At 73.2% G+C, this 25169-nt stretch carries 23 protein-coding genes; 5 read left to right on the forward strand and 18 right to left on the reverse strand.

Translation table 11 applies throughout. The features are described 5' to 3' along the window. The first annotated feature begins 145 nt into the window (after nucleotides 1–145). A complete protein-coding gene (locus tag AC3ANM_RS06295; RefSeq protein ID WP_488287288.1) occupies nucleotides 146–775 on the forward strand; it encodes a TetR/AcrR family transcriptional regulator in 630 nt (209 codons plus the stop codon). Here the strand turns inward: AC3ANM_RS06295 and icmA are convergent. From icmA to AC3ANM_RS06340, 9 genes are all read right to left on the reverse strand, one after another. Next, complete coding sequence (icmA, locus tag AC3ANM_RS06300) at nucleotides 751–2514, reverse strand: coenzyme B12-dependent isobutyryl-CoA mutase large subunit (RefSeq protein WP_488287919.1); 1764 nt, start codon at nucleotides 2512–2514, stop codon at nucleotides 751–753. The genes AC3ANM_RS06295 and icmA overlap by 25 nt on opposite strands. Nucleotides 2515–2694: 180 nt before the next feature. Further along, nucleotides 2695–3207 (reverse strand): MarR family winged helix-turn-helix transcriptional regulator, encoded by a 513-nt coding sequence (locus AC3ANM_RS06305; RefSeq protein ID WP_488287289.1) that lies wholly within the window; start codon nucleotides 3205–3207, stop codon nucleotides 2695–2697. Nucleotides 3208–3216: 9 nt separating this feature from the next. After that, on the reverse strand, nucleotides 3217–3936 hold the full coding sequence (locus AC3ANM_RS06310) for an ABC transporter ATP-binding protein (RefSeq protein WP_488287290.1): 720 nt from the start codon (nucleotides 3934–3936) through the stop codon (nucleotides 3217–3219). Further along, nucleotides 3933–4781, reverse strand: coding sequence for an ABC transporter ATP-binding protein (locus tag AC3ANM_RS06315; RefSeq protein WP_488287291.1), 849 nt, complete (start codon nucleotides 4779–4781; stop codon nucleotides 3933–3935). Before AC3ANM_RS06315 ends, AC3ANM_RS06310 begins: the two co-directional genes overlap by 4 nt. Beyond that, nucleotides 4778–7969 (reverse strand): ABC transporter permease family protein, encoded by a 3192-nt coding sequence (locus AC3ANM_RS06320; protein WP_488287292.1) that lies wholly within the window; start codon nucleotides 7967–7969, stop codon nucleotides 4778–4780. Before AC3ANM_RS06320 ends, AC3ANM_RS06315 begins: the two co-directional genes overlap by 4 nt. 108 nt (nucleotides 7970–8077) lie before the next feature. Continuing rightward, entirely contained in the window at nucleotides 8078–8590 is a 513-nt protein-coding gene (locus AC3ANM_RS06325; protein WP_488287293.1) for a GNAT family N-acetyltransferase, read from the reverse strand. Beyond that, the gene (locus AC3ANM_RS06330) at nucleotides 8587–8916 is read right to left on the reverse strand and encodes a thiamine-binding protein (protein ID WP_488287294.1); all 330 of its coding nucleotides are present in this window, start codon (nucleotides 8914–8916) and stop codon (nucleotides 8587–8589) included. The genes AC3ANM_RS06325 and AC3ANM_RS06330 overlap by 4 nt, the downstream gene beginning before the upstream one ends. A 23-nt stretch (nucleotides 8917–8939) precedes the next feature. Then, nucleotides 8940–10049, reverse strand: coding sequence for an ABC transporter permease (locus AC3ANM_RS06335; RefSeq protein ID WP_488287295.1), 1110 nt, complete (start codon nucleotides 10047–10049; stop codon nucleotides 8940–8942). After that, nucleotides 10046–10999, reverse strand: a complete 954-nt coding sequence (locus AC3ANM_RS06340; protein ID WP_488287296.1) for an ABC transporter ATP-binding protein — start codon at nucleotides 10997–10999, stop codon at nucleotides 10046–10048. The genes AC3ANM_RS06335 and AC3ANM_RS06340 overlap by 4 nt, the downstream gene beginning before the upstream one ends. Nucleotides 11000–11080: 81 nt before the next feature. Between AC3ANM_RS06340 and AC3ANM_RS06345 the strand changes: the two genes are divergently transcribed. Then, nucleotides 11081–11878 carry a DUF2127 domain-containing protein gene (locus AC3ANM_RS06345; RefSeq protein ID WP_488287297.1) on the forward strand — a complete coding sequence of 266 codons (798 nt, stop codon included), beginning with the start codon at nucleotides 11081–11083 and terminating at the stop codon, nucleotides 11876–11878. A gap of 37 nt (nucleotides 11879–11915) precedes the next feature. Here AC3ANM_RS06345 and AC3ANM_RS06350 read toward each other — a convergent pair whose 3' ends face one another. From AC3ANM_RS06350 to AC3ANM_RS06365, 4 genes are read right to left on the reverse strand one after another with little or no spacing between them, the layout of a single operon-like run. Beyond that, nucleotides 11916–12923, reverse strand: a complete 1008-nt coding sequence (locus tag AC3ANM_RS06350) for a GNAT family N-acetyltransferase (protein WP_488287298.1) — start codon at nucleotides 12921–12923, stop codon at nucleotides 11916–11918. 54 nt (nucleotides 12924–12977) lie between these two features. Further along, the gene (locus tag AC3ANM_RS06355) at nucleotides 12978–14384 is read right to left on the reverse strand and encodes a WS/DGAT domain-containing protein (RefSeq protein WP_488287299.1); all 1407 of its coding nucleotides are present in this window, start codon (nucleotides 14382–14384) and stop codon (nucleotides 12978–12980) included. A 4-nt stretch (nucleotides 14385–14388) separates the two neighbouring features. Continuing rightward, on the reverse strand, nucleotides 14389–15351 hold the full coding sequence (meaB, locus tag AC3ANM_RS06360) for a methylmalonyl Co-A mutase-associated GTPase MeaB (protein WP_488287300.1): 963 nt from the start codon (nucleotides 15349–15351) through the stop codon (nucleotides 14389–14391). A gap of 37 nt (nucleotides 15352–15388) precedes the next feature. After that, nucleotides 15389–16591, reverse strand: coding sequence for an acetyl-CoA C-acetyltransferase (locus AC3ANM_RS06365; protein ID WP_488287301.1), 1203 nt, complete (start codon nucleotides 16589–16591; stop codon nucleotides 15389–15391). A gap of 127 nt (nucleotides 16592–16718) precedes the next feature. On the opposite strand from AC3ANM_RS06365, the gene mce reads away from it, so the two are divergent. The 3 genes from mce (at nucleotide 16719) to AC3ANM_RS06380 (ending at nucleotide 20002) form a co-directional block, all read left to right on the forward strand. Then, on the forward strand, nucleotides 16719–17162 hold the full coding sequence (gene mce, locus AC3ANM_RS06370; protein WP_488287302.1) for a methylmalonyl-CoA epimerase: 444 nt from the start codon (nucleotides 16719–16721) through the stop codon (nucleotides 17160–17162). 136 nt (nucleotides 17163–17298) lie between these two features. Further along, complete coding sequence (gene ccrA / locus AC3ANM_RS06375; RefSeq protein WP_488287303.1) at nucleotides 17299–18636, forward strand: crotonyl-CoA carboxylase/reductase; 1338 nt, start codon at nucleotides 17299–17301, stop codon at nucleotides 18634–18636. An 82-nt stretch (nucleotides 18637–18718) separates the two neighbouring features. After that, the gene (locus AC3ANM_RS06380) at nucleotides 18719–20002 is read left to right on the forward strand and encodes an AI-2E family transporter (RefSeq protein WP_488287304.1); all 1284 of its coding nucleotides are present in this window, start codon (nucleotides 18719–18721) and stop codon (nucleotides 20000–20002) included. 27 nt (nucleotides 20003–20029) lie between these two features. On the opposite strand, the gene AC3ANM_RS06385 is transcribed toward AC3ANM_RS06380, so the two are convergent. The 5 genes from AC3ANM_RS06385 to AC3ANM_RS06405 form a co-directional block, all read right to left on the reverse strand. Next, the gene (locus tag AC3ANM_RS06385) at nucleotides 20030–20767 is read right to left on the reverse strand and encodes an alpha/beta hydrolase (RefSeq protein ID WP_488287305.1); all 738 of its coding nucleotides are present in this window, start codon (nucleotides 20765–20767) and stop codon (nucleotides 20030–20032) included. After that, nucleotides 20764–21087, reverse strand: a complete 324-nt coding sequence (locus tag AC3ANM_RS06390) for a hypothetical protein (RefSeq protein ID WP_488287306.1) — start codon at nucleotides 21085–21087, stop codon at nucleotides 20764–20766. The genes AC3ANM_RS06385 and AC3ANM_RS06390 overlap by 4 nt, the downstream gene beginning before the upstream one ends. Nucleotides 21088–21162: 75 nt before the next feature. Then, nucleotides 21163–22659, reverse strand: a complete 1497-nt coding sequence (locus AC3ANM_RS06395) for a hypothetical protein (protein ID WP_488287307.1) — start codon at nucleotides 22657–22659, stop codon at nucleotides 21163–21165. Beyond that, a complete protein-coding gene (locus AC3ANM_RS06400; RefSeq protein WP_488287308.1) occupies nucleotides 22656–23177 on the reverse strand; it encodes a SigE family RNA polymerase sigma factor in 522 nt (173 codons plus the stop codon). Before AC3ANM_RS06400 ends, AC3ANM_RS06395 begins: the two co-directional genes overlap by 4 nt. 146 nt (nucleotides 23178–23323) lie before the next feature. Continuing rightward, nucleotides 23324–25099, reverse strand: a complete 1776-nt coding sequence (locus AC3ANM_RS06405) for a 3-hydroxyacyl-CoA dehydrogenase family protein (RefSeq protein WP_488287309.1) — start codon at nucleotides 25097–25099, stop codon at nucleotides 23324–23326. Nucleotides 25100–25169 lie beyond the last annotated feature (70 nt).

A 25169-nucleotide genomic window follows, 5' to 3' on the forward strand; every position in this document is an offset into this window, starting at 1 on the left:
TGTCGGGGAACGTGGGCATGGCGCGCCCCCAGGCACCGGTTCGTCCCCACCATGGCCCACCGGCAGCACCGGAGACAAATCCGGCGGCGCCTCAGCCCGCTCGGCACCTGCCCGGCGACGCGGGGCGCGATGGCATGATCACGGAATGCCTTCCGCACCGGTGCCGAGCACGAAGCGACCGCCGGGCCGCCCGCGACGGGCCGCCACGGAGCAGGCCATCGCCGACGCCGCGCGGGTGGTGCTCGCCCGGGAGGGCGTGGCGCGGATGTCCATCGAGGCCGTGGCCCAGGAGGCCGGTGTGGCCAAGACCACGGTCTACCGCCGCTGGCCGAGCAAGGTCGAGCTCGCCGTGGACGCGGTGGCCTCGACCTTCGACCGGATCACCCTCACCGACCAGGGCTCGCTCCTCGCTGACCTGCACGCGGGGATCGGGCAGGCGGCCACCCTGCTGTCCGACCCCTCGATCAGCGGCGCGTATGCCGCGTTGCTGGCCGAGAGCGCGCGCGACCCCGAGGGGGTCGGCCGGCTGGTCCGGGAGGCCCTCGTCGAGCGGCTGCACGGCATCGTCGGCGACTGCGTCGAGCGGGGCATCGGCCGGGGCGAGATCGACCCGGACTCGGTGGATGTGGACCTGCTCGGCGACCTCGTCGTGGGCACGGTGCTGCACCGGTCCCTGATGACCGGGCGCGCCGACGACGACTTCGTGGAGGCGCTGATCTCCCTCCTCGCCGACGTCGCCGACGCCCGGCGTCAGAAGCGCGCCGGCTCGCGGTAGACGCCCCAGCGCTCACGCAGGGCGTTGCAGATCTCGCCGAGGGTCGCCTCGGCCCGCACCGCGTCGAGCATCGCCGGGATCATGTTGTCCCCGGACTCGGCCACCTCGAGCATGCGGGCGACCGCGGACTGCACGGCGGCCTCGTCGCGGGCCTGCCTGCGCTCGGCGAGCACGCGCACCTGCTCGCGCTCGACCTCGTGGCTGACCCGCAGGATCTCCAGCTCGTGGCTGACCGACTCGGTGTGGCAGTTGACGCCGACGACCTTCTTGTCGCCCTTCTCCAGCGCCACCTGGTACTGGAAGGCCGACTCGGCGATCTCGGCCATGAACCAGCCGTCCTCGATGCCGCGCAGGATGCCGCTCGTCATGGGCCAGACCCCGTCGGTGGCGTGGCCGGTGCTGGCGCGCACCCGCTCGGTCAGGCCGGCGGTGTCGGCGGCCCGCAGGTCGGTCGAGCCCATCGACAGGATCTTGTCGAAGATCGCCTCGGCCTCGGCCTCGATCTTGTCGGTGAGGGCCTCGACGTACCAGCTGCCGCCGAGCGGGTCGGCGACGTTGACGACGCCGGTCTCCTCCATGATCACCTGCTGCGTGCGCAGGGCGACCTCGGCGGACTGCTCCGTGGGCAGGGCGAGGGTCTCGTCGAGGGCGTTGGTGTGCAGCGAGTTCGTGCCGCCGAGGACGGCCGCGAGCGCCTCGACGGCGGTGCGGACGACGTTGTTGTAGGGCTGCTGAGCGGTCAGCGAGACGCCGGCGGTCTGGGTGTGGAACCGCAGCCACTGGGCCTTCTCGCTGGTGGCGCCGTAGACGTCGCGCATCCACCGCGCCCAGATCCGGCGGGCGGCGCGGAACTTGGCGATCTCCTCGAAGAAGTCCAGGTGGCTGTCGAAGAAGAAGGACAGGCCCGGGGCGAAGGTGTTGACGTCCAGGCCGCGGGAGAGGCCCAGCTCGACGTAGCCGAACCCGTCGGCGAGGGTGAACGCCAGCTCCTGCGCGGCCGTCGAGCCGGCCTCGCGGATGTGGTAGCCGGAGACCGACAGCGGCTTGTAGGCCGGGATGTTGGCGGCGCAGTACTCCATCAGGTCGCCGATCAGGCGCAGGTGCGGCTCCGGCGCGAACAGCCACTCCTTCTGGGCGATGTACTCCTTGAAGATGTCGGTCTGCAGCGTGCCGTTGAGCACCCCGATGTCGACGCCCTGCCGCTCGGCCGCCACGAGGTACATGCAGAAGACGGGGACCGCCGGCCCGCTGATGGTCATGGACGTGGTGACGTCGCCGAGCGGGATGTCCTTGAACAGCACCTCCATGTCGGCGGCGGAGTCGATGGCCACGCCACAGTGCCCGACCTCGCCGAGGCTGAGGGCCTCGTCGGAGTCGCGGCCCATCAGCGTGGGCATGTCGAAGGCGACGGACAGGCCGCCGCCCCCGCGGGCCAGGATCATCTTGTAGCGCTCGTTGGTCTGCTCGGCGTTGCCGAAGCCGGCGAACTGGCGGATCGTCCATGCCCGTCCGCGGTAGCCCGTGGGGTAGAGGCCGCGGGTGAAGGGGAACTCCCCCGGCCAGCCGATGCGCTCGAAACGCTCGTCGGCGGCGGCCTGCGCGTCGGTCGGCCCATAGGCCGGGTCGACCTCCATGCCCGACAGCGTGGTGAAGTCGGCGTCACGCACCTGGCCCTTGGCCTGGGCGGCATCGAAGCGCTGCTGCCAGCGGGAGCGCCCGGACCCGGCGTCGGGCGGCATGGTCGAGTAGGGCTCAGGGGAGGTCATAGCCCCAATTTACTTGGACGTCCTACTACCTGTCACCACCTGTGCGCCACCGACAGGACAGGTATGACGAGTGGTCACCCAAGTCTGCGCACGACAGCGTCGCCGGGGGCGCGCCATCGGCGGGCCGCCGCGACCACAACCTGCGCAGAGGGCTCACTCGTGGAAGTCGCCGGCCGCCACGCGAACCTTGCGCAGCAGCCGGAACAGCTCCTCGTGCTCGGCGGGGGTCAGCGCGGTGAGGCCGAACCCCTCCGTCACCAGGTCGGTCGTCGCCGCCTCCATCACCGCGCGGCCCGGCTCGGTGATGACCGCCAGGGTGCCGCGGCCGTCGGAGGGGTTCGGGCACCGCTCGACGAAGCCCTGGGCGGCCAGGCGCTGCACGATGTTGGTGGCGCTCGTGGGGTGCACCATGAGCCGCTCACCCACCTTGCTCATGGGCAGGCGCCCCTCGCGGCTGAAGGCGAGCAGGACCAGCGCCTCGTAGCGGGCGAAGGTGAGGCCGTGCCGCCCCACGATGGCGTCGAAGTCCGCGAGGAGCAGCTGCTGCACGCGCATCACCGACGTCGCCGAGGCCATCGCCGCGACCTGGGAGCGCCCACCCCACCGGGCACGCCAGAGCTCGGCTGCCCGACGGATCGGGTCGAACGGCAGGGACACGTGGGCCACGCGGTGAGGCTAGCGCCGGGGCGGCGTGGCGTTGGTACCCGACCGGGGGACGGACAGCCGCGGGTGCCGGCCAGGGTGCCGGACCCAGCTCATCACCCCTTCGTCGAGGGCGATCTCGCCGTCCGCGGCGGCGGCCGCCTCGGGGTCGTGCGTGGACATGATGACGACGGCACCCCGGTGCGCCTCGTGCTGCAGGAGGCTGATCATCCGCTCGCGGTTGACCGAGTCGACGTCGCTCGTGGGCTCATCCGCGAGGATGACGCCGGGCCGCTGGGCCAGCACCCGGGCCACGGCCACCCGCTGCTGCTGACCTCCGGACAGCTCCTCGATGAGGTGGTCACCGGAGTCCTCGAGGCCCATGGCCGCCAGGACGGTCCGGGCCCGCTCGGCGGCCTCCCGGGGCGCCACCCGGTGGGCCAGCAGCGGGACGGTGATGTTCTCGGTCGCGGTCAGCATCGCGGCCAGCCCGTTGCCCTGCGGCACCAGCGCCACGCCGAGTGCGGCGGCCTGCGCGCGGCCGGTGACCACCGCGGGGCCGATCCGTACCGTCCCGCCCGAGGGCTCGACCGCGCCGGCAATGGCCCACAGCAGTGAGGACTTGCCGGCACCTGACGGGCCGGTGACCGCCAGCAGGGTGCCCGGGTCGACCCGGAAGCCCACGTCGCACAACGCCCTCACCCGACCGTAGGAGACGGTGACCGCCTCGACCTCGACCGCGCCCGTCATCATGCGTCGTCCCTCCCGGTGTGCTCCGGCAGCAGCCGGTAGACCCCGTCCTCCAGGTGCACCCGGACGAGCGTGCCCGGGGGCAGGTGCTCGAGGGCGTGGGCCGGCAGCGGCAGCGACCCGTCGGCCGACACCACGGCATACTCCTCCCCGTCGCGACCCTCGCCACCGATGCGGCCGTCGCGGATGGTGACTGTCCGGCGCATCGCGCGGGCGACCTCCGGGTCGTGCGTGACCAGGACGACCGTGGTGCCGACCTCCGCGTTGATGCGCGCCACGGCGTCGAGCACCCTCGCCCGGGCCTCGTGGTCGAGCTGGCTGGTCGGCTCGTCGGCGAGCAGGAGACCCGGTCGGCTGGCCACCGCGACCCCCACGGCGAGCAGCTGCCGGTGCCCGGGGGTCATGGCGGACACCGGCGTGCGGGCGTGTCCACGCAGGCCCACGAGGTCGATCACCTCCGCCGGGGTCGGCAGGTCCGCCGCGCCGGCGGCCCTCGCCGCAGCCTGGGCGAACTCGATGTTCTGCACCGGCAGGAGGTAGGGGATGAGGTTGCGGCTCGCGCCCTGGAGAATGAGGCCGACGTGCCGGGCGCGCACGTCGTCGAGCTCCCGCTCGCTGAGCGTGGAGAGCTCGTGCTCCCCCACGTAGAGCCGGCCGGCGCTGGGCCTCAGCAGGCCGCCGAAGAGCGTGAGCAGGGTCGACTTGCCCGACCCCGACGGCCCGAGCAGGGCCATCATGTCGCCCGGGTGCACGACGAGGTCGACCCCGGCGAGCGCTGCGACGTCGTGCCCCTCCGAGCGGTAGACGTGGACCAGCCCGTGGGTCGAGACCCCCAACCCCCCGCTCACATCGGCTCCCGGACGCGCTCGAGGGTCGAGCGGGCCGCGAGGTCGCGGCCGACGACCACGGCCAGGCCGGCCAGCAGCGCCAGGGAGGCCGCGGCGGCGATCCCGACGGCCCCCCAGGCCGGGGAGGCGTCCAGGACGGACACCACCGGCGTCGTGGTGAACATGGGCACGACGGGCAGTGTGAGCGCCGCGCCGAGGAGGCCGCACGCCGCGCCGGCGATGGTCGCCACGGTCACCACGACGAGCTGCTCCCCGACGGCGGCGAGCCGCACGGTGCGGGGGGCCAGACCGGACATCCGCAGGCCGGCGTAGTCGCGAGCCCGCTGCCGCCACGACGTCGCCACCACCACGACCAGGACCATTCCGGCCATCGTCAGGGCGGCCAGCCCGACCACGAGGGCGAGCTGCAGCCCCCAGGCCGGGGCGGACCGGTCGAAGGTGCGCTGGGCGTCGCCGGCCCGCGCGGTCGAGGACACGGTCAGGCCGTGGTCGTGCAGCCGCGCCGACAGCCGGGCCAGCAGGTCCGCGTCGTCGCGCCCGACCCACACCTGCAGACTCGACAGGGCGGGCGGCGCACCGCCGTCGCGCTGCAGGCTGTCGAGGTTGACCAGGGCGACGTCGGCGCTGCCACCGGGCACGTACCGCACACCGGCGGCGCGGGTCATGGCGCGGTTGACCCCGTCGAGTCCCGGCGAGGCGAAGACGTCGCCGGTCGAGGCCGGGGGCAGCGGTCCGGCGACCAGCGCCGGCAGCACGGCCGGCGCCGAGGCGTGCCGCAGCTGGACCTGCAGGGTGCTCGGGTTGGCGTAGCTGACCACCGCCGACGTGGGGTCCGCACCGTCGCCACGCACGGACATCTCGTCGCCGCTCTCGCCGCCGGCGAGGTCGTCCCACTCCCCGGTGCGGCCCAGCGGCAGCGGGGGTGCCCCGTCGACCCTCAGCTGCAGGAGCCGGAACCGTCCGGCGGTGACGGTCTGCAGCGGGCCGACCACGAGGAGGCCGCGGACCTGGCAGCCCTTGGCGCAGCCGACCGCCGCCCGGACCCGGCGCGCCGGGGTGCGGCCGTAGGGGACGTCGCCGAGCATCACCGTGCTGCGCGAGCCGTCGGTGGCCACGAGCTGCAGCCCCACCTGCGGTGGCGCCGGGCGCGCCGCGGACGGCGTCCCCTCACCGGTGACCGCGCCCACGGACGGCGCCGGCGGCGCGTCGGACGTCGACGCCGGACCACCAGCCTGCGGGTGCACGTCCACCCCGGCGATGCTCGCCGTGAGGCTGCGCCCGACGACCTGCAGGGGCGGCTCGGCCGGGGGCCGCAGCGCCGCCCAGTCCAGCCGGTCCGGGTCCTCGCCGGGGAAGAAGGCCAGCCGGCGGAACTGGTCCGGCAGCACCGCCTGGGTGGTCGTGCCGCCGGGGGCGGCCGACGGCACCCGCAGCACGGGAGTCGCGTCCCGTCCGCCGGGGTCGACCTGGGCCAGTGCCGCACGGGTCGCGAGGACGTCGGCGGGGGTGACGGTGACCACGAGGGCGGCGCCGGTCTCCACCTGCGCCCGGTCCCGTCTGTTGCGCTCCCCCACGAGCAGGGCGTCCCCCGCGAACACGACCAGCGCCGTCGCGATGGTGAGGATGGCCACGGTCTGACGCACGGCCGGACGCCGGGCGATCTGCAGGGCGGTGAGGCCGCCCGCCACCCGACCGCGGCCCAGCAGGCGCCGGCCCAACGCCGAGGACACCGGGACCATCAGGTGGGCCACCATCAGGCCGCAGGCGAGCGCCACGAGCATCGGGGAGGCCAGGGCCAGCGGACCGGTGAGGTTCCCGCTCAGCATCGCCGCCAGACCGCCCACGGCAAGGGTCACCGCCACCGCGTCGGCGGCGCCGACGCGCCATCCGCGCCGCCGGGCGGGCACCGTGCGCAAGAGGGCGGAGATCTGCCCCTTCGCCGTGGGGCCCGCGGTCACCACCACCGTCGTGAGCGAGACCGTGGCGGCGAGCGCGACGGCGACCAGGGCGCCTGCGGGCAGCTCGGCGGGCACGCCCGGCACGAGCCAGGCGTGGCGGGCCGCGGCGCAGAGGACGAGGGCCGCGGCGAAGCCGACCGGCACGCCCAGGAGCACGACGCTGCCGAGCTCGCCCACGAGCAGCCGGCGGGCGCCCGTGACGCCGCGGCCGCGCAGGCGGGCCAGGGCGACCTCCGGACGCCGCTGGTCGATCGCGGCGGCAAGCACGAGCCTGAGCACCACCACCGCGAGCACCGCGAGCTGGAGCATCAGCAGGGGGACGATGACCCGGGCCTGCTCACGGCCGCGGTTGACCTCCGCGTCGAGGTCCGGCAGCGCCGAGCGGACCGAGAGGCTGACCTGCGAGGACGTCGACCTCGTGATCAGGTCGGCGACCTCGGAGGCCACCGGGCCGAGCGTGTCCAGGTCGACGTCGGCGGTCCTCAGCGGCACGTCGACCTCGTTGACGCGGGCCATCCACGAGTGTGCGGGGTCACCGACCGGGGGCGACTCGCCCCCCGTCGCGACGGCCGGCGGCCCCGCCATCGCAGCCGGTGACGTGAGGATCGTGTCGAGCGAGACCTGGCCGCTCTGCGGGTCCACGGTGCCGGACTGACCGACCAGGGGCGTGTTGAACCAGTACGCACCGGGGCGCTGCCGGTAGACGCCGACGACCGTCATGACGCGGGACGGCGTGGTGGCGGTGTCGACCGTGGGCACCACCTCGAACAGCCGCACCCGGTGGCCCACCCGCCACGCCCACGCGGCGGAGTCGGCGGCGCTGACCGCGACCTCGTCCCGTCCGGCCGGGCACCTGCCCTGCGCGAAGGTCACGTGGTCGCAGGCACCCTGCCGGCTGAGCAGGGTCCCGGCGGGGGCGTTGGCGGCGACCCCGGTCTGGACCGTGATCCGCGTGCTGGCGACGGGCTCCCCCGCCACGGCGCGGAACCTCGGCGGGACCCGCTGCTCCAGCTCGTCGGTCGTCGCGACCTGGGCCGGGTCGAGCGACCGCGAGGTCAGGGAGAGACCGCTGGCGTCGACCGGCGCACCGCTCAGGGAGCTGCGGACGAGGGCCTGCTCGAGCGCCCGTTCGTACAGCGGCGCGAACACGGCGCACGCGGTGACGAGCGCCGACAGCAGGCCGATGACGACCGCCTGGACACGCCGATGGCGGATGGCAGCCCACGTCACGCTCGCACCCCCTCCGCTGGACCCGGCAGGTCGCTGCCAGAAGCGCACCGTACTGGCGTGGGGCAGCCGCCCGCGAGCGATTTGGCGCAGGACGCCGCGGCAGCGGGCTCAGGACGGGGCGGGCCCGCGCACCATCCGGATCTCCGGCGTCCCGGTGCCCTCGTGGACCTGGGTGGCGCCGTCCGGGGCGAAGCCGTGGCGGCGGTAGAAGGCCTGCGCCCGGTCGTTGCCGACCAGCACCCAGAGGCTGGCGGGCCGGTCCCCGATGACCACGCCCACCAGGTCGTCGGCCACTCCCGAGCCGTGGTGGTTCGCCAGCACGTTGATCGCGTAGAGCTCCCACGCGGTCGGGGCGTCCGCGTCCCGACTGGGGCCGCCGGTGGCGAAGCCGACGATCTCCCCGTCCTCCCCTGCGGTCGCCACCACCAGGACCGAGTCCGGCTCGTCGACCTCCAGGCGCAGCCGCCACCTCGCCTGCGCGTTCTCGACGCTCAGGGCGGCCAGGTAGTCGGCCGGCATCAGCCCCGCGTAGGCCTCGCGCCAGATCGCGATGTGCACCCTCCCCAGCTCGTCCGCGTCGCCCACGGCCCCCGGCCGCACGGCATACCTGTCCTGCGTCACGACCCCTCGCGGGTATGCCGGGTGACCGCCTCCTCGAGGCGGGTCACCTTGGCCTCCAGCTCGCCGGTGAACCCGGGGCGGATGTCGGCCTTGAGCACCAGGGAGACACGGGGGCCGTACTGCCCCACGGCCTCGCAGGCGCGGCGCACGACGTCCATGCACTCCTCCCAGCTGCCCTCGACGGTGGTGAACATCGAGTCCGTGCGGTTGGGCAGGCCCGAGGCGCGCACCACCGCGACCGCGGCGGCGACGGCCTCGCTGACCGACCCGGTCGTGTCGGCGGGGTCGGGGGAACCGGACGGGGCGACGGAGAAGGCGACGAGCATGCCGCGAGCCTAGCCGCGCGGGGTCAGTCCACGTCCCAGCGGAAGAACCGCGTGGCGATGACGGTCACGACGAGGGCGAAGCCGAGCAGGATCGCCATCGGCGTCACGATCGAGCCGGCCCCCTGCCCGCGGGCAAGGACGCCGACCATCGCGTCGTTCATGTGGCGCAGCGGCATGGCCTGGCTGACCTCCTGCACCCACGACGGGGCCTGGGAGATGTCGAAGAACGTCCCGGACAGGAAGGACATCGGCAGCACGATGAAGTTGGCCAGAGCGCTGGCGGCCTCCTCGGTCTTGGCGATCGACCCGACGAGCAGGCCGATCGACAGGAACGCCAACGTGCCGGCGACGAGGACCGGCAGGCACAGCAGCGCAGAGCCGCCGAGCCTCAGTCCGTAGACGGGCAGCGACGCCACGGCGAAGAAGGCCGCCGTCTGGGCGAGCGCCGTCAGCAGGGAGACCCCGATCCTCGCCCCGACCACGGCCGGGACCGACACGGGCGCGAGCCGCAGCTTGCGCAGCACCTGCCGGCGCCGCCAGCCGACGATCGTCATGGACGCCCCGAACGCGGCCGAGAAGGCGATGCCCCACGACAGCAGGCCGGGCGTGATGAACTGGATCGGCTTCAGCTCGAGGTTCTCGACCTGGTGGGTGACCAGCGTGGTCCGTGGTGGCTGACCGGTGGCGGCGACGTTGCTGCGGTCCACGACGGCGTTGAGGATGCCCTGGATCGTGGCCGCCTTGACCCGGTCGCTGGCGGCGTACTCCAGCTCGACCCGGTCGCCCTGCTGGCGCACGACGGCTGGGACGTCCCCGTCCTTCACGGCCGCCAAGGCCTTGTCCCAGGTCGGATAGGTCTTCGTCGCGAAGACCTCCTTGGGCAGCTGCTGGACGAGCGAGCCCGTGCCCACGACGCCGAGGTCCTGCCGGCTTGCCTTGTCGTCGCTGAACACCAGCCCGAACACGACGAGGAACATCAGCGGGAAGACGAAGGTGAAGAACAGTGCGGTGCGGTCGCGCACAAACCCGCGCAGCATGGTCCGCGACAGCGTCCGCAGCTGGTGCCAGGTCGAGGGCGTGTATGCCGTGGGGCCGGCTTCCACAGCCGGCCGGACGGGGGCGGTGGTGGTCATGCGCGGTACTCCCGTCCGGTGAGGTCGAGGAAGACGTCCTCCAACGTGGCGGTGCGCACGCTGACCCCGTCGAGGCGGTCCCGCCCGGCCAGGGCCTCGATGAGCGTGGCCGGGGTGCGGGTGGCGATGACCGTCTCGGTGTCGGTGGCACGCACCTCGTCGGCCCCGGGGAGGGCGCTGGCCTCGGCCGCGGACAGGACGGCGGCCGGAAGGGCCACCCGCGTGGCCGCCTCGAGGTCCCGCACGAGCGCAGCGGGGGTGTCGAGGGCGAGGATGCGCCCGGAGTCCATGATCGCCACGCGGTCGCAGAGGATCTCGGCCTCGTCGAGGTAGTGGGTCGTGTAGACGACGGTGGTGCCGCGCTGCTGGATCAGGTGCAGCAGGTCCCACAGGTTGCGCCGCGCCTGCGGGTCCAGGGCGGCCGTCGGCTCGTCGAGGAAGACGAGCTCGGGTTCGTGGACCAGGGCGCAGGCGATGGCCAGCCGCTGCCGCTGCCCCCCGGAGAGCTTCTCGTCGCGGGTCTCGGCCTTCTCGGCCAGACCCACGACCTCGAGCATCTCGTCGGCCCGGGGCGCCGGCACCCCGTAGAGCGAGCCGAAGGAGCGGATCTGCTCGCGCGCGGTCAGCTTGTCGAAGAAGGCCGTGGCCTGTAGCTGCACCCCGAGGCGCGGCAGCAGCCGCGGGTTGCGGGGCCAGGGATGCTCCCCCAGCACCGTGATCGAGCCGGCGTCGGGCTCGCGGATCCCCTCGACCATCTCCAGGGTGGTCGTCTTGCCCGCCCCGTTGGGTCCGAGGATCCCGAAGAACTCCCCCCGCCGGACCTCGAAGGAGAGGCCGTCGACGGCGACGAGGTCACCGTACCGCTTGACCAGCCCGTCGACCGTGATCGCGATGTCCCCGACCCCCCGGCCCCCGGGCGGCGCATCCACCTGCGTCGTCCTGAGCGTCATGTCGCCCAACGTAGAGGCGCCCGACCGGTCCGAGCAGGTGTTTTGTCATGACCTGGCAGCCGGCCGACGTAGGCTCACCCCGTGGCCCGACCCTTGCGGCACTTCGACTGGAACCTGCGCTCCTGCGGGTGGCACGGTCACGAGACCTACGCCCCCGACGAGGCGGCACTGCGTGACCGCCTCCACGTGCCGACGCCCGCCGGCGAGGCGTGGCGGTGCCTGCGGTGCGGCACCTTCGTGATCGGGACGCCGCGCCACCAGGGACCGGCCGACGAGGCGCCGATCGTCCTGCGCGGGCGGGCCCTGCGCGACGCGTTCGTGCTGCGCTTCCTCGCGGTCGAGCGGGCGCTGCGCGGGCTCCTCCTGGTCGCCCTGGCCTACGGCATCTGGCGCTTCGAGGGGTCCAAGCAGGCCCTGCAGAAGGTGTTCGACTCCTATCTGCCGGCGATCCGCCCGCTGGCCGATCGCCTCGGGGTGGACCTGCAGGAGACCGGACCGGTGCACCTGATCCAGCGGGCCTTCTCCGCCTCGCACTCGACGCTGCTGCTGGTCGCCCTGGGAGTCCTCGCCTACGGCGCGCTCGAGCTGCTGGAGGCCGTAGGCCTGTGGCTGATGAAGCGCTGGGGCGAGTACGTCGCGGTGGTCGGCACCGGCGTGTTCATCCCGCTGGAGGTCTACGAGCTGGTCGAGAAGGTGACCTGGCTAAGGATCGCTGCGTTCGCGCTGAACATCTTCGCGGTCGTCTACATCCTGTGGACGAAGCGGCTGTTCGGCGTGCGCGGGGGCCATGCCGCCTTCGAGGCCGAGCGCCGCGGCGACTCGCTGCTGGAGGTCGAGCAGGCCGCCGCCCGCGCCGAGGCCGAGCTCGCCGCGCACTGAGCCGCCGGGGCGGCGCTCGCTCCCGACGGCCGAGGGCTCAGCGGTCCAGCCGTCGCTGGAACTCCGGCAGGACCTCGACGACGCGGAAGCCCAGCGCCTCGTTGATCGCGATCATCTGGGCGTTGACGTCGGCGTTGCCGGTGTGGACCAGCCCGACGCCCGGGCAGGACGCCTGGAGCGCGACGAGGTTGCGCACCTTGACCGCCATCCCGAGCCGGCGGCCGCGGTGGTCGCCGCGGACCATCGTGCCCCACTGGTGCACATGCTCCGGCTCGTCCGGGGTGACGGCCAGGTCCGTGTAGGCCACGACCTCGCCCCCGGGGTCGAGCGCCACGGTGGTCAGCAGCACCCGGCCCTGCTCGCGCAGCCGGGCCTGGCGCTCCCGGTAGATCTCCGGGGTCTCCGCCTCCGGCTCGTAGTCGATGTCCCCGGTCGGGGCGTCGACCGTGAGCTGGTTGCGCACGCGGCACAGCGACGGCAGCAGCGCCTCGGGCACGTCACCGGCAAAGCTCTCCAGCCGGTATGCCGTGTGGTGCGGGGCTGCCCGCTGCGCCAGGTCGCGCAGGAGCTCGTCCGCGACCGGCAGGTCGAGGACCCGGTGCACCTCGGTGCTGGCGAGGCGGAAGCCGTGGCGCTCGGCGAAGCGCCGGTAGGCGTGGTCGGATGCCGCGTCGCACGGGTAGGCCGACTCGGTGAGCAGCACGGGCCGGCCGGCCTCGGCGCACCGGGCGACCAGCCGCTCGGCGAGGGCGGAGCCGACGCCGCGGCCCCGGTGCGGCGGGTCGACGCAGACCTGCAGCCAGCACTTGTCGGTGTTGTCGATCAGGGACTCCCAGGCCCAGGCCATGCCGACGAGGGCGGCGTCGTCCCACGCGCCCCAGGCGCCCATCCGCTCCCCCGGCGCCGGGTGGCGCAGGTCGACGGCCAGCTCGCGCAGCGGCCAGGGAGGGGCGAAGGGACGCTCGTGCCGCAGCGCGGCGTCCAGGACGGCGTGGGCCTGGCCGAGCTCGGTGTCGTCGTGGACGTCCACCTCGCGGATCTGCATGCGTCCAAGGCTAGGTTCGCGGGGCCGGCCGGCTCACGCGGTTTTCGGGCCCGGTCAGCCCACCGACGCGGCGACCTCGTCGGTGAAGGCGTCCAGCAGCGAGGCGGCGTCGGGGATCACCGCGTCGTCGCACGCGAAGCCGACGAACACCTTGCCGTCGTAGGAGAAGATGCTCACCGAGATCGGCTGCCGCGCCGTGCACGGCGCCCACGCGACCATCCCCTCGACCCTCGCCCCGGCGAAGGAGACGGGGTGCCGCGGTCCCGGGACGTTGGTGAGCACACCCACCCCGCGGTCGGCGACGAGGTCGGCGAGGAAGCGGGCCACCGGCTCGGGGGTCTGGCTCCCGAGGAGCTGCGCGGCATACATCAGGGCTGCCGTGTGCGAGTCGCGCAGCGCGGCGGTGCGCTGCTGCAGCGCCGCGATCCGCTCGCCGAGCGGCTCGGTGCCCGGTGGCAGCTCCAGCGGCACGACGGTGAAGTGGTTGCCCAGCGTCGCGGGCAGGTTCTCGTCGAACGGCTTGAGGTTGACCGGCATGAGCCACGTCGTGGGGCACGGCTGCTCGCCCCGGGCCGTGAGGTAGCGCCCGAGCGCCCCGGCCAGCCAGGTGGTCAGGACGTCGTTGACCGTGCCGCCGGTGCGCCGCCCGACCGCCTTGACCTGGCCCAGGGGGATCGGGTCGCCCCAGACGACGGTCTTGCCGACGCCCAGCGGCTGCCGCCAGGTCGGGGGCACCTCGGCCGGCAGGGACAGCAGCGGGGCGACGGCACCCGCGGTGCGGACGGCCTTGGCCGCCTGCTCCAGCGCCGCGTCGGCCAGGGCACTGGACAGCTCGCCCACCGGCCCGGCGAGGGCACCGGCCACGGGGAGGCGCCCGAGCGTGGATCCGGCCAGGGCGCGCAGTCCTGCGGAAAGCCTTGTCCCCGAGAGCTTTTCGCCCGTCCGCGGCGCGGCCGCGCCAGTGGAGCGGTCGCCGGCGGCATCCTCGTCACCGCCGCCGTCGAAGAGACCGAGCGCGACCTGGGTGAGCCGGATGCCGTCGGCGATGGCGTGGTGCAGCCGCATGACCACCGCCGAGCCGCCGTCGACTTGCGGGACGACGTGGGCGACCCACATCGGGCGGTCGTCCGGCAGCGGCACGCTCCGCTGCTCGCTGAGCAGGGCCTCCAGCCCCGCCCTGTCAGGAGTGGGCGGCGTGCCCGCCACGACGTGCCGGTCGATCGCGAAGTCGGGGTCGGGCTCCCACGAGGCGGGGCCACCGGGCAGCACGGAGCGGACCGGCCGGCATCCGAAGGTCGGGAACCGGTCGACGAGGCGCTCCTGCATCACCTGCCGCGCCTGCTCGAGGGTCACCGGCGTCGCGGTCCAGAAGACGCAGTCGATGACCATGAGGTTGTCCGGCCGGTCCATGTGCAGCCACAGCGTGTCCTGCACCGACATCCGGTGCCCCGAGCCGTCCATGCGCTCAGGTGAGGGCGGCGACGACCTGGTCTGCGGCGGCATACGGGTCGGTCGTCCCGTCCACCACCTGGGCGGCCAGCTCGTCCACGCCGTTGCCGTGGCGCAGGTCGCCCATGCGCTCGCGCAGGGCGGCCAGCGCGATGGCCTCGATCTCGTCACCGGCCCGGCGGACGCGGCGCTCCCTCAGCACGCCGGTGGACTCCATCCAGGCGTAGTGCTTGTCGATGGACTCCATGACCTCGTCGACGCCCTGGCCTTGTGCCGCAACGGTCTTGACCACCGGGGGGCGCCAGAGGTTGGGCTCGGTGCGGTCGCCGAGGCTGATCATGTGCCGGATGTCGCGCACCGTGGCGTCGGCGCCCTCGCGGTCGGCCTTGTTGACGACGAAGACGTCACCGATCTCCAGGATGCCGGCCTTGGCGGCCTGGATCCCGTCGCCCATGCCGGGGGCCAGCAGCACGATGGTCGTGTCGGCCAGCCCGGCCACCTCGACCTCGCTCTGCCCGACGCCGACGGTCTCGACGAGGATCACCTCGCAGCCGGCCGCGTCGAGCACCCGCAGCGCCTGAGGGGTGGTCCAGGACAGTCCGCCGAGGTGGCCGCGGCTGGCCATGGACCGGATGTAGACCTCGGGGTCGAGCGCGTGGTCCTGCATCCGCACCCGGTCCCCGAGCAGCGCACCGCCGGAGAACGGCGAGGACGGGTCGACGGCCAGCACCCCGACCCGCTGGCCGCGCGCCCGGAACGCCCCGACGAGGGCGTTGGTGGAGGTCGACTTGCCCACGCCGGGGCTGCCGGTGATCCCGATGACGTGGGCCCGCCCGGCATGCGGGGCCAGTGCGGCCATCACCTCGCGCAGCGCGGGGTGGCCGTCCTCGACGAGGGAGATCAGCCGCGCGACGGCGCGCGGCGAGCCCGCCCTGGCCGACTCGACCAGGGCGGGCACGTCAACGGGGCGCGATGCCATGGGCTCCGCTCTCTGTCCGGGGTGGGTGGCTGGGCCGTCAGGCCTTGGGGACGCGGACGATCAGGGCGTCGCCCTGGCCGCCGCCGCCACACAGCGCGGCCGCTCCCACGCCGCCACCGCGACGCCCCAGCTCCAGCGCCAGGTGCAGCGCGATCCGCGCACCGGACATGCCGATCGGGTGGCCGAGGGCGATGGCGCCGCCGTTGACGTTGACGATCTCGGGGTCGATGCCCAGCTCCTTGGTGGAGGCCAGGCCGACCGCCGCGAACGCCTCGTTGATCTCGACGAGGTCGAGGTCGGCGGGCGTGATGCCCTCCTTCTCGCAGGCGAGGGCGATGGCGCGGGCCGGCTGGCTCTGCAGCGAGGAGTCCGGGCCGGCGACGACGCCGTGGGCGCCGATCTCGGCGATCCAGGACAGGCCCAGCTCCTGCGCCTTGGCCTTGCTCATCACCACGACCGCGGCGGCGCCGTCGGAGATCTGCGAGGCGGACCCGGCCGTGATGGTGCCGTCCTTGCTGAAGGCCGGGCGCAGCTTGCCCAGGGACTCCGCGGTCGTGTCGGCGCGGATGCCCTCGTCGGACTTGAACTCGATCGGGTCGCCCTTGCGCTGCGGGATGGAGACCGGCACGACCTCGTCGTCGAAGAGGCCGTCCTTCCACGCCTTGGCCGCGAGCTGGTGGCTGCGGGCGGAGAACTCGTCCTGCGCCTCGCGGCTGAACTCCAGGTCACCCTTGTTGGCCTGCTCCGTGAGCAGCCCCATCGCCTGGTCGGTGAACGCGTCCCACAGGCCGTCGAAGGCCATGTGGTCCCGCATCGTCACGTCGCCGTACTTGAAGCCCTCGCGCGACTTCTCCAGCAGGTGAGGGGCGTTGGTCATCGACTCCTGGCCACCGGCGACAACGACCTCGAACTCGCCGGCGCGGATGAGCTGGTCGGCCAGGGCGATGGCGTCGATGCCGGAGAGGCAGACCTTGTTGATGGTCAGCGCCGGGACGTTCATCGGGATGCCGGCCTTCACCGCGGCCTGGCGGGCGGGGATCTGCCCGGCGCCGGCCTGCAGGACCTGGCCCATGATCACGTAGTCGACCTGCTCGCCGCTGATGCCGGCCTTGTCCAGGGCGCCCTTGATCGCGACGCCACCGAGGTCCGCGCCCGAGAAGCCCTTCAGCGAGCCGAGCAGGCGGCCCATCGGGGTACGCGCACCGGCGACGATGACTGAAGTGGGACGGTCCGTGCTCATGCCAAGCCTCCAACGCCAGGGGTGGTTTCAGCGCCACTCTAGCCCGCGGCATACGGGTGCGAACCGTGGTGAGGGACACAGCCGGGAGCGCTGCCCGCGACCTGCGCGGCTGCCTAGGCTGGCCGCCATGGCAGCCCTCCCGACGCACCTGTTCACGGCCATCGACCACGTCGGTGTCGCCGTCCCCGACCTCGACGAGGCCATCGCGTTCTACCGCGACACCTACGGCATGCGCCTGGCCCACGAGGAGGTCAACGAGGAGCAGGGGGTGCGCGAGGCGATGATGGCCGTCGGCGACTCCGGCTCCTGCATCCAGCTCCTCGCGCCGCTGTCCCCCGCCTCGACCATCGCGAAGTTCCTCGAGCGCTCCGGCCCGGGCATGCAGCAGCTCGCCTACCGGGTCGAGGACATCGAGGCTGTATGCCGGGTGCTCCGGGAGCGCGGGCTGCGCCTGCTCTACGACGTGCCCAAGCGCGGGACGTCGGACAGCCGGGTCAACTTCATCCACCCCAAGGACGCCGGCGGCGTCCTCGTCGAGCTCGTCGAGCCCGCGAGCGGCACCAACCACTGATCCGGCACTGCCGGTGATGCAGGTCACCGTGTGGTCGGGCTCTCAGTCCCTGCCCACGACCGGCTACCCGACAGTAGTTTCGGCGGCAGTCCACGCCTGACCGCGAGGCGGTCTCCCCCAGCTGAGGAGTACGACCATGCAGGCCATCCGCGACGCAATCCTCTCCGGCGACCGATCCCCGGAGACCTTTGCCGCTCTTGAGGTTCCGCCGTCCTACCGCGCCGTAACGGTGCACAAGGACGAGGCCGGGATGTTCGAGGGGCTCTCCAGCCGGGACAAGGACCCGCGCAAGAGCCTGCACGTCGAGGACGTGCCCGTCCCCGAGCTCGGCCCGGGCGAGGCGATCGTGGCCGTGATGGCCAGCGCCATCAACTACAACACCGTGTGGACCTCGATCTTCGAGCCGGTCTCGACGTTCGGGTTCCTCGAGCGCTACGGCCGCACCTCGCCGCTGGCCAAGCGGCACGACCTGCCGTACCACGTCGTCGGCTCGGACCTGTCCGGCGTCGTGCTGCGCACCGGCCCCGGCGTGCACGCGTGGAAGCCCGGCGACGAGGTCGTCGCGCACTGCCTCTCCGTCGAGCTCGAGCACCCCGACGGCCACAACGACACGATGCTCGACCCGGAGCAGCGCATCTGGGGCTTCGAGACCAACTTCGGCGGCCTGGCCGAGCTCGCCCTGGTCAAGACCAACCAGCTCATGCCCAAGCCCGACCACCTCACGTGGGAGGAGGCGGCCTCCCCCGGGCTGGTGAACAGCACGGCATACCGCCAGCTGGTCTCCCGCAACGGTGCCGGGATGAAGCTCGGTGACACGGTGCTCATCTGGGGCGCCAGCGGCGGCCTGGGCTCGTACGCGACCCAGATGGCGCTGGCCTCCGGCGCGACCCCGGTCTGTGTCGTCTCCAGCCCGGAGAAGGCCGAGATCTGCCACGCCATGGGCGCCGAGCTGGTCATCGACCGCAACGCCGAGGGCTACAAGTTCTGGAAGGACGAGGCCACCCAGGACCAGCGCGAGTGGAAGCGGTTCGGGGCCAAGATCCGCGAGCTGACCGGCGGCAAGGACCCCGACATCGTCTTCGAGCACCCCGGCCGGGAGACCTTCGGCGCCTCGGTCTACGTCGCGCGCAAGGGCGGCACGATCGTGACCTGCGCCTCGACCTCGGGCTTCATGCACGAGTACGACAACCGCTACCTGTGGATGAACCTCAAGCGCATCATCGGCTCGCACTTCGCCAACTACCGCGAGGCGTTCGAGGCCAACGACCTGATCAACCGCGGGCTGATCCACCCGACGCTGTCCAAGACCTACGCCCTGGAGGACGTGGGCCAGGCGGCGTACGACGTGCACCGCAACCTGCACCAGGGCAAGGTCGGCGTGCTGGCGCTGGCCCCCGAGGCCGGCCTGGGCATCACCAACCCGGCCAAGCGCGAGCCGCTCGAGGCCGCGATCAACCGGTTCCGCGACGCCTGAGCCACCACCCGACCCCCGTCGGCGCGCTGCGCCGACACTGGACCTCCCGCGCCGACTAGGCTCGCGCGCGGGAGGTCCAGTCATGTGGGAGCGGTGGGCAGAGTTCCGGCGGCGCCAGCGCACGGCGCTGCGCGAGAGCAACCGTGGGCCGGTGGTCATCGACGACACCGACTACGAGGCCCTCGCCGAGGAGGTGGAGGCCGAGCAGCGCCGGCTCGACGCCGAGCGTGCCGGTGAGGAGCAGACCGTCCCGCCGGCGCAGACCGTCCCGCCGGTGCAGACAATGCCCACCCAGGCCCTGCCGCAGTACGGCCTGGCCGGCCAGCCGCTGAACCGGCACTCCCCCTTCTACGTCGGCTTCGTCGGGGCCTTCGGGGTGCTGGTCGCCTACACGCTGTTCAACGCGATCGGCCGACTGACCCAGGTCATCACGCTGCTGCTCGTCGCCTTCTTCCTGACGCTCGCGCTGAACCCGCTCGTGGAGTGGCTGACCCGGCGCGGTGTGCGCCGCGCGTGGGCGGTGACGCTGATCTTCCTCGGCCTGACCGGGCTGTTCGTGGCGCTCGGCTTCCTCGTCGTGCCGCCGGTGGCGACCCAGGGCGGCGACCTGGCCAAGAACGCCCCCGACTACCTCAACAGCCTGCTCAACAACCGGCTCGTGAAGAACTTCGACAGCCACTACCACGTGCTGGACAAGTTCCAGGCGGAGTTCCAGAAGCGGGTCACCGACAGCAGCTTCATGAGCCAGCTCTTCGGCGGGGTGCTCGGCGCGGGCAAGGCGGTGCTGTCGGGCTTCTTCGCCTTCTTCACCGTCCTGATCCTCACGCTGTACTTCCTGGCCTCGCTGCCGGCGATCAAGCGCGCGGCCTACGGGATGATCCCGGCCAGCCGCCGCCCGCGGTTCATCTCGCTGACCGAAGAGATCCTGCGCCGGGTCGGCAGCTACGCCATCGGGCAGGTGGCCGTCGCCGGGATCAACGCGTTCGCGAGCTGGATCATGATGTCGATCGTGGGCATCCCCTACGCGGCGGTGCTCGCGGTCGCGGTCGGCATCCTCGGCCTCGTGCCGCTGGTCGGCGCCTCGCTCGGCGCGGCGGTGGTCTGCACGGTGGCCTTCTTCGACGAGCCGAAGAAGGCGATCATCGCCCTCGTCTACTACGTGGTCTACCAGCAGATCGAGAACTACGTGGTCGCCCCGCGGATCATGCAGCGGACCGTCTCGGTGCCCGGCGCCATCACCATCGTCGCCGCCCTGATCGGGGGCACGCTGCTGGGCATGCTCGGCGCGCTGCTGGCGATCCCGATCGCCGCGGGCCTGCTGCTCATCTACGAAGAGGTCCTGCTCCCCCGCCAGCGCCGCGCCTGACCCCTCCTGCCGGGTCGCTCGGGCGGGTCAGTCGAGGGGGCCGTTCCAGTGGGTCGGCAGGGGCTCGCGTCCCGGGGCGACCACGGCGACGATCTCGTCGAGCGCGCGGCGCACATAGTTCTCCCCCACCCACAGGTGCTTGGCGCCGTCGACGCCGATCACCTTCGCCTGCGGCACGGCGCCGAAGCGCTGGGTCGCCTCGGCCGGTTGGAGGTAGTCGTCGTGCTCGGGCACCAGCGCCACCAGCGGCTTGCCCCCGTCGGCCCACGCCTGCAGGTGCTCGGGCCGGCTGAACCGCAGCGGCGGGCTGAGCAGGATCGCGCCCTCGACCGCCGGGTCGTTGCCGTACATCAGCGTCAGGTCGGTGCCGAAGGACCAGCCGACCAGCCAGCGGTGCGGCAGGTCGTGGAACTCGGCGTACTCGATCGCCGCGGCCACGTCGAAGCGCTCGCCCTCGGCGTTGTCGAAGGCCCCCTGCGAGGTGCCACGCGGTGAGGTCGTGCCGCGGGTGTTGAACCGCAGCACCGCGATGTCGGCGAGCGCCGGCAGCCGGTGGGACGCCTTCTTGAAGACGTGGCTGTCCATGTAGCCACCGTGGGTCGGCAGCGGGTGCAGCGTCACCAGCGTGGCGACCGGGTCGCGCTCGAGCGGGAGCGCCAGCTCGCCGACGAGCGTCAGCCCGTCGGCGGTGTGCAGCTCGATGTCCTCGCGCCGGGCGGGCAGGACCGTGTTGGCCCGGATCTCGTGGCGGGCGTGGTGGGTCAACGCGTCGATCCTTGGGGTCGTCGCCGGTCGCGGGCCGACCAGCAGGGGGTGTGCCAGTGCCTCCGGTCCTCCACGCTGCCGAGGCCGTCGGCCGGCCAGGCGACGACGTGCGGTATGCCGGGGGCCACCTCCTGCTGGCAGCCCGGGCACCGGTAGGCCTTCGTGGAGCCGGCGCCGGAGATCCGGCGGACGAACCAGTCGGCCCCGGCGAAGGACTCACGCCGCTCGACCCCGCCGAGGGCCCGGCCCAGGTCGAGGGGAGCCTCGCTCCCCCGACCGCGCGGGACTCCCCCTCGGCGGGGTCGGTTGCTGCGGGGCATGGCCCCGATTCTCTCAGGCCCGGACGCGGGTGTGCCGCGCACGTCCGGTGACGTGCGCGGCACACCTCTTGCGGGTCAGCGACCGCCGACCGCCGGGAGGCCGCTCGTCCGCAGCCGACCTGCGGCCTCGTCGGTCATGGCGGTCGCCGTCCGGACGGCGCCGGCGCGGTCCGGGCCGGTGACGCTGGTGGCCACCAGCACGTCGCCGAGGCGGGTCACCGCCACCGCCGTCACCTGCTGGGTGGCCGCGGCGTCGGTCCACGTGCCGAGCCAGTGGTCGACGCCGGTGTGGGCGGTCCAGGGCTGAGCCCGGAACGGGTGGACGAACCGGCAGAAGCCGCTGTTGTCGATGATGTCGGCCATCGCGGTCGGCCCCGCCCCGCGCTCCCACCCGGTGACGGTCAGGGTGCCGGTGCTCCCGCCGGGCCCGGTCGTCGCGGGGTCGCCATAGGCCCAGGTCCGCCCGGCCACCGGGGTGAGGCCGGAGCGCCGTCCGTCCTGGCAGCTCTGCGGGCCCATGACCGGCGGGATGTTGGGGATCGCCATGTCGTCCAGCCCGCTGGCCGGTCCCTGTGTCGCCGCCAGCGACCCGAGCACCGCCGGGTCCTTGGGGTGCACGTCCGGCACGGCCCAGGCGTTCACGGAGGCCATCGTCCGCGGCGCGTCGGCGTCCCTGGGCTTCGCGGTCGCCGGCGGGCAGGACACGTCCGTACCGCAGGCCTTGCCCTCGGCCGCCGGAAGCCCACTGGCCCTGAGCTTGTCGACCGCCGTGTCGGCCATGCGGGTCGACATCTGCACCGCCGTCGCCTCCGAGCGCGACCTCGACACGACGGTGACCAGCACGTCCCCGACGCGGGTGGCGGCGGTGACCTGGCGCGTGTCCCCGCTGCGCCCGGAGACGGCGAGCCAGTGGTCCGGTGCCGCGTGGCCCGGCCACACCAGGGGCGTCTGCGGGTGCATGAACGCGCACAGGCCCGTGTCGGCGACCAGCTCGGCCATGGCAGCAGGCCCGGTCCCCGTGGCCCATCCCGTGAGGGTCACGGTGGCCTGGTTGCCGCTCGGGTCGCTGCCCTCCTCGAGGAACGACCAGCTCCGGGCGGCCACCTCGGGGCGCCCGGTGCGCCCCGGCTCCTGGCAGCTCTGCGCGTCCATCGCGGGCGCCGAGCCCCCGTAGTCGCCCCCGTCGGAGTAGAACGTCACCCCGCCCACGAGCTCGGACCCGGTCGGCGCGACGTCCGGCATGCCGTACAACGGCTTCCCGACCCTGGCCTGCGCCGGTCGGGTCCGGGTGGCCGGGGACGTCGTCGTGGTCGCCGACGCGCCCGTCGCTCCACCGGCCGGTTGGGCGGAGGGCTGCGGGTGCAGGCTCGCCGCGAACGCCGCGGTCGCCACGAGGCCCACCGCAACCGTCGCGCCGGCCGCGGTGGCCACCGCGCGGGTCCGGCGGCGACGCCGGGCCCGTCGGGTCGCGCCCTCGGTGACCGCGGACAGGTCGAAGGCGACCGGCCCGTCATACAGCGAGCGCAGCGCGCGCTCGACGTCCGGCAGGCTGTCCCGGGACTGCTCGTTCATGACCTCACCCCACGAAGCTCGGCTGCGGGCAGCTGGTCGCGCAGCGCGCGCAGCCCGCGGTGGATGGACGACCGGACGGCACCGGCGCTGCAGCCGAGGACCTCGGCGATGGCGGCGTCGGGCAGGTCGTCGTAGTAGCGCAGCGCCAGGGCTGCGCGTTGGCGCGGCGGCAGGCCGCGCAGGGCCTGGACCAGCTCCTCCCGCTGGCCCAGCAGCTCGCCGTGGCCGGCCTCCCCCGGCCGGGCCCGGTCGAGCGTGACCACCGCGTGGGAGACCAGCTCCCTGGTCCAGCGACGGCGGCGACTGCTGATCCAGGTGTTCACCAGGATCCGGCGCACGTAGGCGTCGACGTGGTCGGCGGCCCGGGCCTTGCGCCAGCCCCCGTCGAGGAGCTTGGCGAGGGTGTCCTGGACGAGGTCCTCGGCCTCGGCACGGCTGCCCGTCATCGCGTGGGCGAGGCCCAGCAGCCGTGGCAGCGCCTCGGCGACGTAAGCCTCGAGGTCCGGTGACGACCTCATCCCCCACCCCCTGCTGATCGTGTTCGCTTCATGCCCCCAAGGACGCGGTCAGCGGGGGGAAACGTTACGCCGCCACGGCCCCGGACAGCGGTATGCCGCGCACCTCCGGTGAGGTGCGCGGCATACCGGCGCGGGGTGACCCGGGCTCAGGCGTAGGTGCGGAAGCCCCGGCCGGTCTTGCGACCGAGGTAGCCCGCCGTGACCAGGTGCTCCAGCAGCGGCGCCGGCGCGAAGCCCCGCTCGCGGAACTCGAGGTAGAGCTCGCGCTGGATCGCCAGGGAGACGTCGAGGCCGACGACGTCGAGCAGCTCGAAGGGACCCATCGGGTAGCCACAGCCGGTCTTCATCGCGGTGTCGATGTCCTCGGCGCTGGCGTAGTGCGCCTCGAGCATCTTCACGGCGTCGTTGAGGTAGGGGAAGAGCAGGGCGTTGACGATGAAGCCGGCGCGGTCGCCGCAGGTGACCGGGTGCTTGCCGATCTCCTTGCACAGGTGCTGGACCGTGGCGACGACGTCGTCGGCGGTGGATACCGTGTGGACGACCTCGACGAGCTTCATCACCTGGGCGGGGTTGAAGAAGTGCATGCCGACGACGTCCTGCGGCCGCTTCGTCGCGGACGCGCACTCGATGACCGGCAGCGAGGAGGTCGTGGTGGCCAGGATCGCGCCGGGCCGGCAGATCTCGTCGAGGTTCTCGAAGAGCGCCTGCTTGACCTTGAGGTCCTCCACGACGGCCTCGACGACGAGGTCGACCTGCGCGAGGTCGTCCAGGCTCGTCGTCCCACTGACCCGGGCCAGGGCGGCGTCGCGGGCGGCCTCGTCGAGCTTGCCGCGCTGCACGGCCTTCTCGAGGGACTTGGCCAGGGCCGCCTGCACCGCCTCGACCTTGGCCTGCGAGCGCGCCACGAACGTCACCGCGTGGCCGGCCTTGGCGAAGACCTCGACGATGCCGGTGGCCATGGTGCCCGAGCCGACGACGCCGACCGAGCGCACCTCGCGCAGCGCGACATGGGCCTCGCCGTCATGGGGCGTGAGCTGGTCGGGCACGACCTTGGAGGAGCCCGGCTCGTCGTAGGTGTAGAAGCCGCGCCCGGTCTTGCGGCCCTTGAGGCCGGCGGTGACCATCTGCTTGAGCACCGGGCTCGGCGCGTGCAGGCGGTCGCGGCCCTGCTTGTACATCGTGTCGAGGATCTCGTAGGCCGTGTCGAGGCCGATCAGGTCCATCAGCGCCAGCGGGCCCATCGGCAGGCCGCAGCCGAGCTGCATGGCCGCGTCGATGTCCTCACGCGTGGCGTAACGGCTCTCGAACATCGAGACCGCGTGGTTGAGGTAGCCGAACAGCAGCGCGTTGGCGATGAACCCGGCCTTGTCGCCCACGACGACCGGCAGCTTGCCGAGGCGCTCGGCGAGGGCCTTGACGTCGTCGACCACGCCCTCCTCGGTGACGACGGTGCGGATGACCTCGACGAACTTCAGGACCGGCGCCGGGTTGAAGAAATGCATGCCCACGACGCGGCGCGGGTTGTGCGTGGCCACGGAGATCTCGGTGACCGACAGGCTCGAGGTGTTGGTCGCGAGGATCGCGTCGGGCTTCACGATCTCGTCCAGCCGGGCGAAGATCTGGCGCTTGAGGTCCAGGTGCTCGGGAACGGCCTCGACGACGAGGTCGCACTCGGCGAGGTCGCCCAGGTCGGCGGTGAACTGGATGCGGGCGTGCAGCGCGGCCTGGTCCTGCTCGCTCAGCTTGCCGCGGGTGACGGCGCGGTCGGTCGAGTGCTGGAGCACCCCCTTGCCCTTCTCGACCCCCTCGGGGTTGGCCTCCACGGCCACCACGGAGAGCCCGTTGCGGGCGAAGACCTCGACGATGCCGGCACCCATGGTGCCCAGGCCGATGACGCCGACTGTGCTGATTTCGCGAGCCATGGCGGTGAGTCTGGCAGAGCCCCGGGGGCCGCCGGGAGGCGCTGCGCGCGAGGCTCTGGTCACACCCGTC

This window comes from Oryzihumus sp. JJN4-3R, from assembly GCF_057747915.1.

Coding starts and splice junctions, on each gene's coding strand:
- AC3ANM_RS06335 (WP_488287295.1), bottom strand. CDS start 10,049: ATGACCACCACCGCCCCCGTCCGGCCGGCTGTGGAAGCCGGCCCCACG.
- AC3ANM_RS06395 (WP_488287307.1), bottom strand. CDS start 22,659: ATGAACGAGCAGTCCCGGGACAGCCTGCCGGACGTCGAGCGCGCGCTG.
- AC3ANM_RS06380 (WP_488287304.1), top strand. CDS start 18,719: ATGTGGGAGCGGTGGGCAGAGTTCCGGCGGCGCCAGCGCACGGCGCTG.
- AC3ANM_RS06350 (WP_488287298.1), bottom strand. CDS start 12,923: ATGCAGATCCGCGAGGTGGACGTCCACGACGACACCGAGCTCGGCCAG.
- icmA (WP_488287919.1), bottom strand. CDS start 2,514: ATGCCGCCCGACGCCGGGTCCGGGCGCTCCCGCTGGCAGCAGCGCTTC.
- AC3ANM_RS06400 (WP_488287308.1), bottom strand. CDS start 23,177: ATGAGGTCGTCACCGGACCTCGAGGCTTACGTCGCCGAGGCGCTGCCA.
- meaB (WP_488287300.1), bottom strand. CDS start 15,351: ATGGCATCGCGCCCCGTTGACGTGCCCGCCCTGGTCGAGTCGGCCAGG.
- mce (WP_488287302.1), top strand. CDS start 16,719: ATGGCAGCCCTCCCGACGCACCTGTTCACGGCCATCGACCACGTCGGT.
- AC3ANM_RS06340 (WP_488287296.1), bottom strand. CDS start 10,999: ATGACGCTCAGGACGACGCAGGTGGATGCGCCGCCCGGGGGCCGGGGG.
- AC3ANM_RS06390 (WP_488287306.1), bottom strand. CDS start 21,087: ATGCCCCGCAGCAACCGACCCCGCCGAGGGGGAGTCCCGCGCGGTCGG.
- AC3ANM_RS06355 (WP_488287299.1), bottom strand. CDS start 14,384: ATGGACGGCTCGGGGCACCGGATGTCGGTGCAGGACACGCTGTGGCTG.
- AC3ANM_RS06405 (WP_488287309.1), bottom strand. CDS start 25,099: ATGGCTCGCGAAATCAGCACAGTCGGCGTCATCGGCCTGGGCACCATG.
- AC3ANM_RS06310 (WP_488287290.1), bottom strand. CDS start 3,936: ATGATGACGGGCGCGGTCGAGGTCGAGGCGGTCACCGTCTCCTACGGT.
- ccrA (WP_488287303.1), top strand. CDS start 17,299: ATGCAGGCCATCCGCGACGCAATCCTCTCCGGCGACCGATCCCCGGAG.
- AC3ANM_RS06295 (WP_488287288.1), top strand. CDS start 146: ATGCCTTCCGCACCGGTGCCGAGCACGAAGCGACCGCCGGGCCGCCCG.
- AC3ANM_RS06365 (WP_488287301.1), bottom strand. CDS start 16,591: ATGAGCACGGACCGTCCCACTTCAGTCATCGTCGCCGGTGCGCGTACC.
- AC3ANM_RS06330 (WP_488287294.1), bottom strand. CDS start 8,916: ATGCTCGTCGCCTTCTCCGTCGCCCCGTCCGGTTCCCCCGACCCCGCC.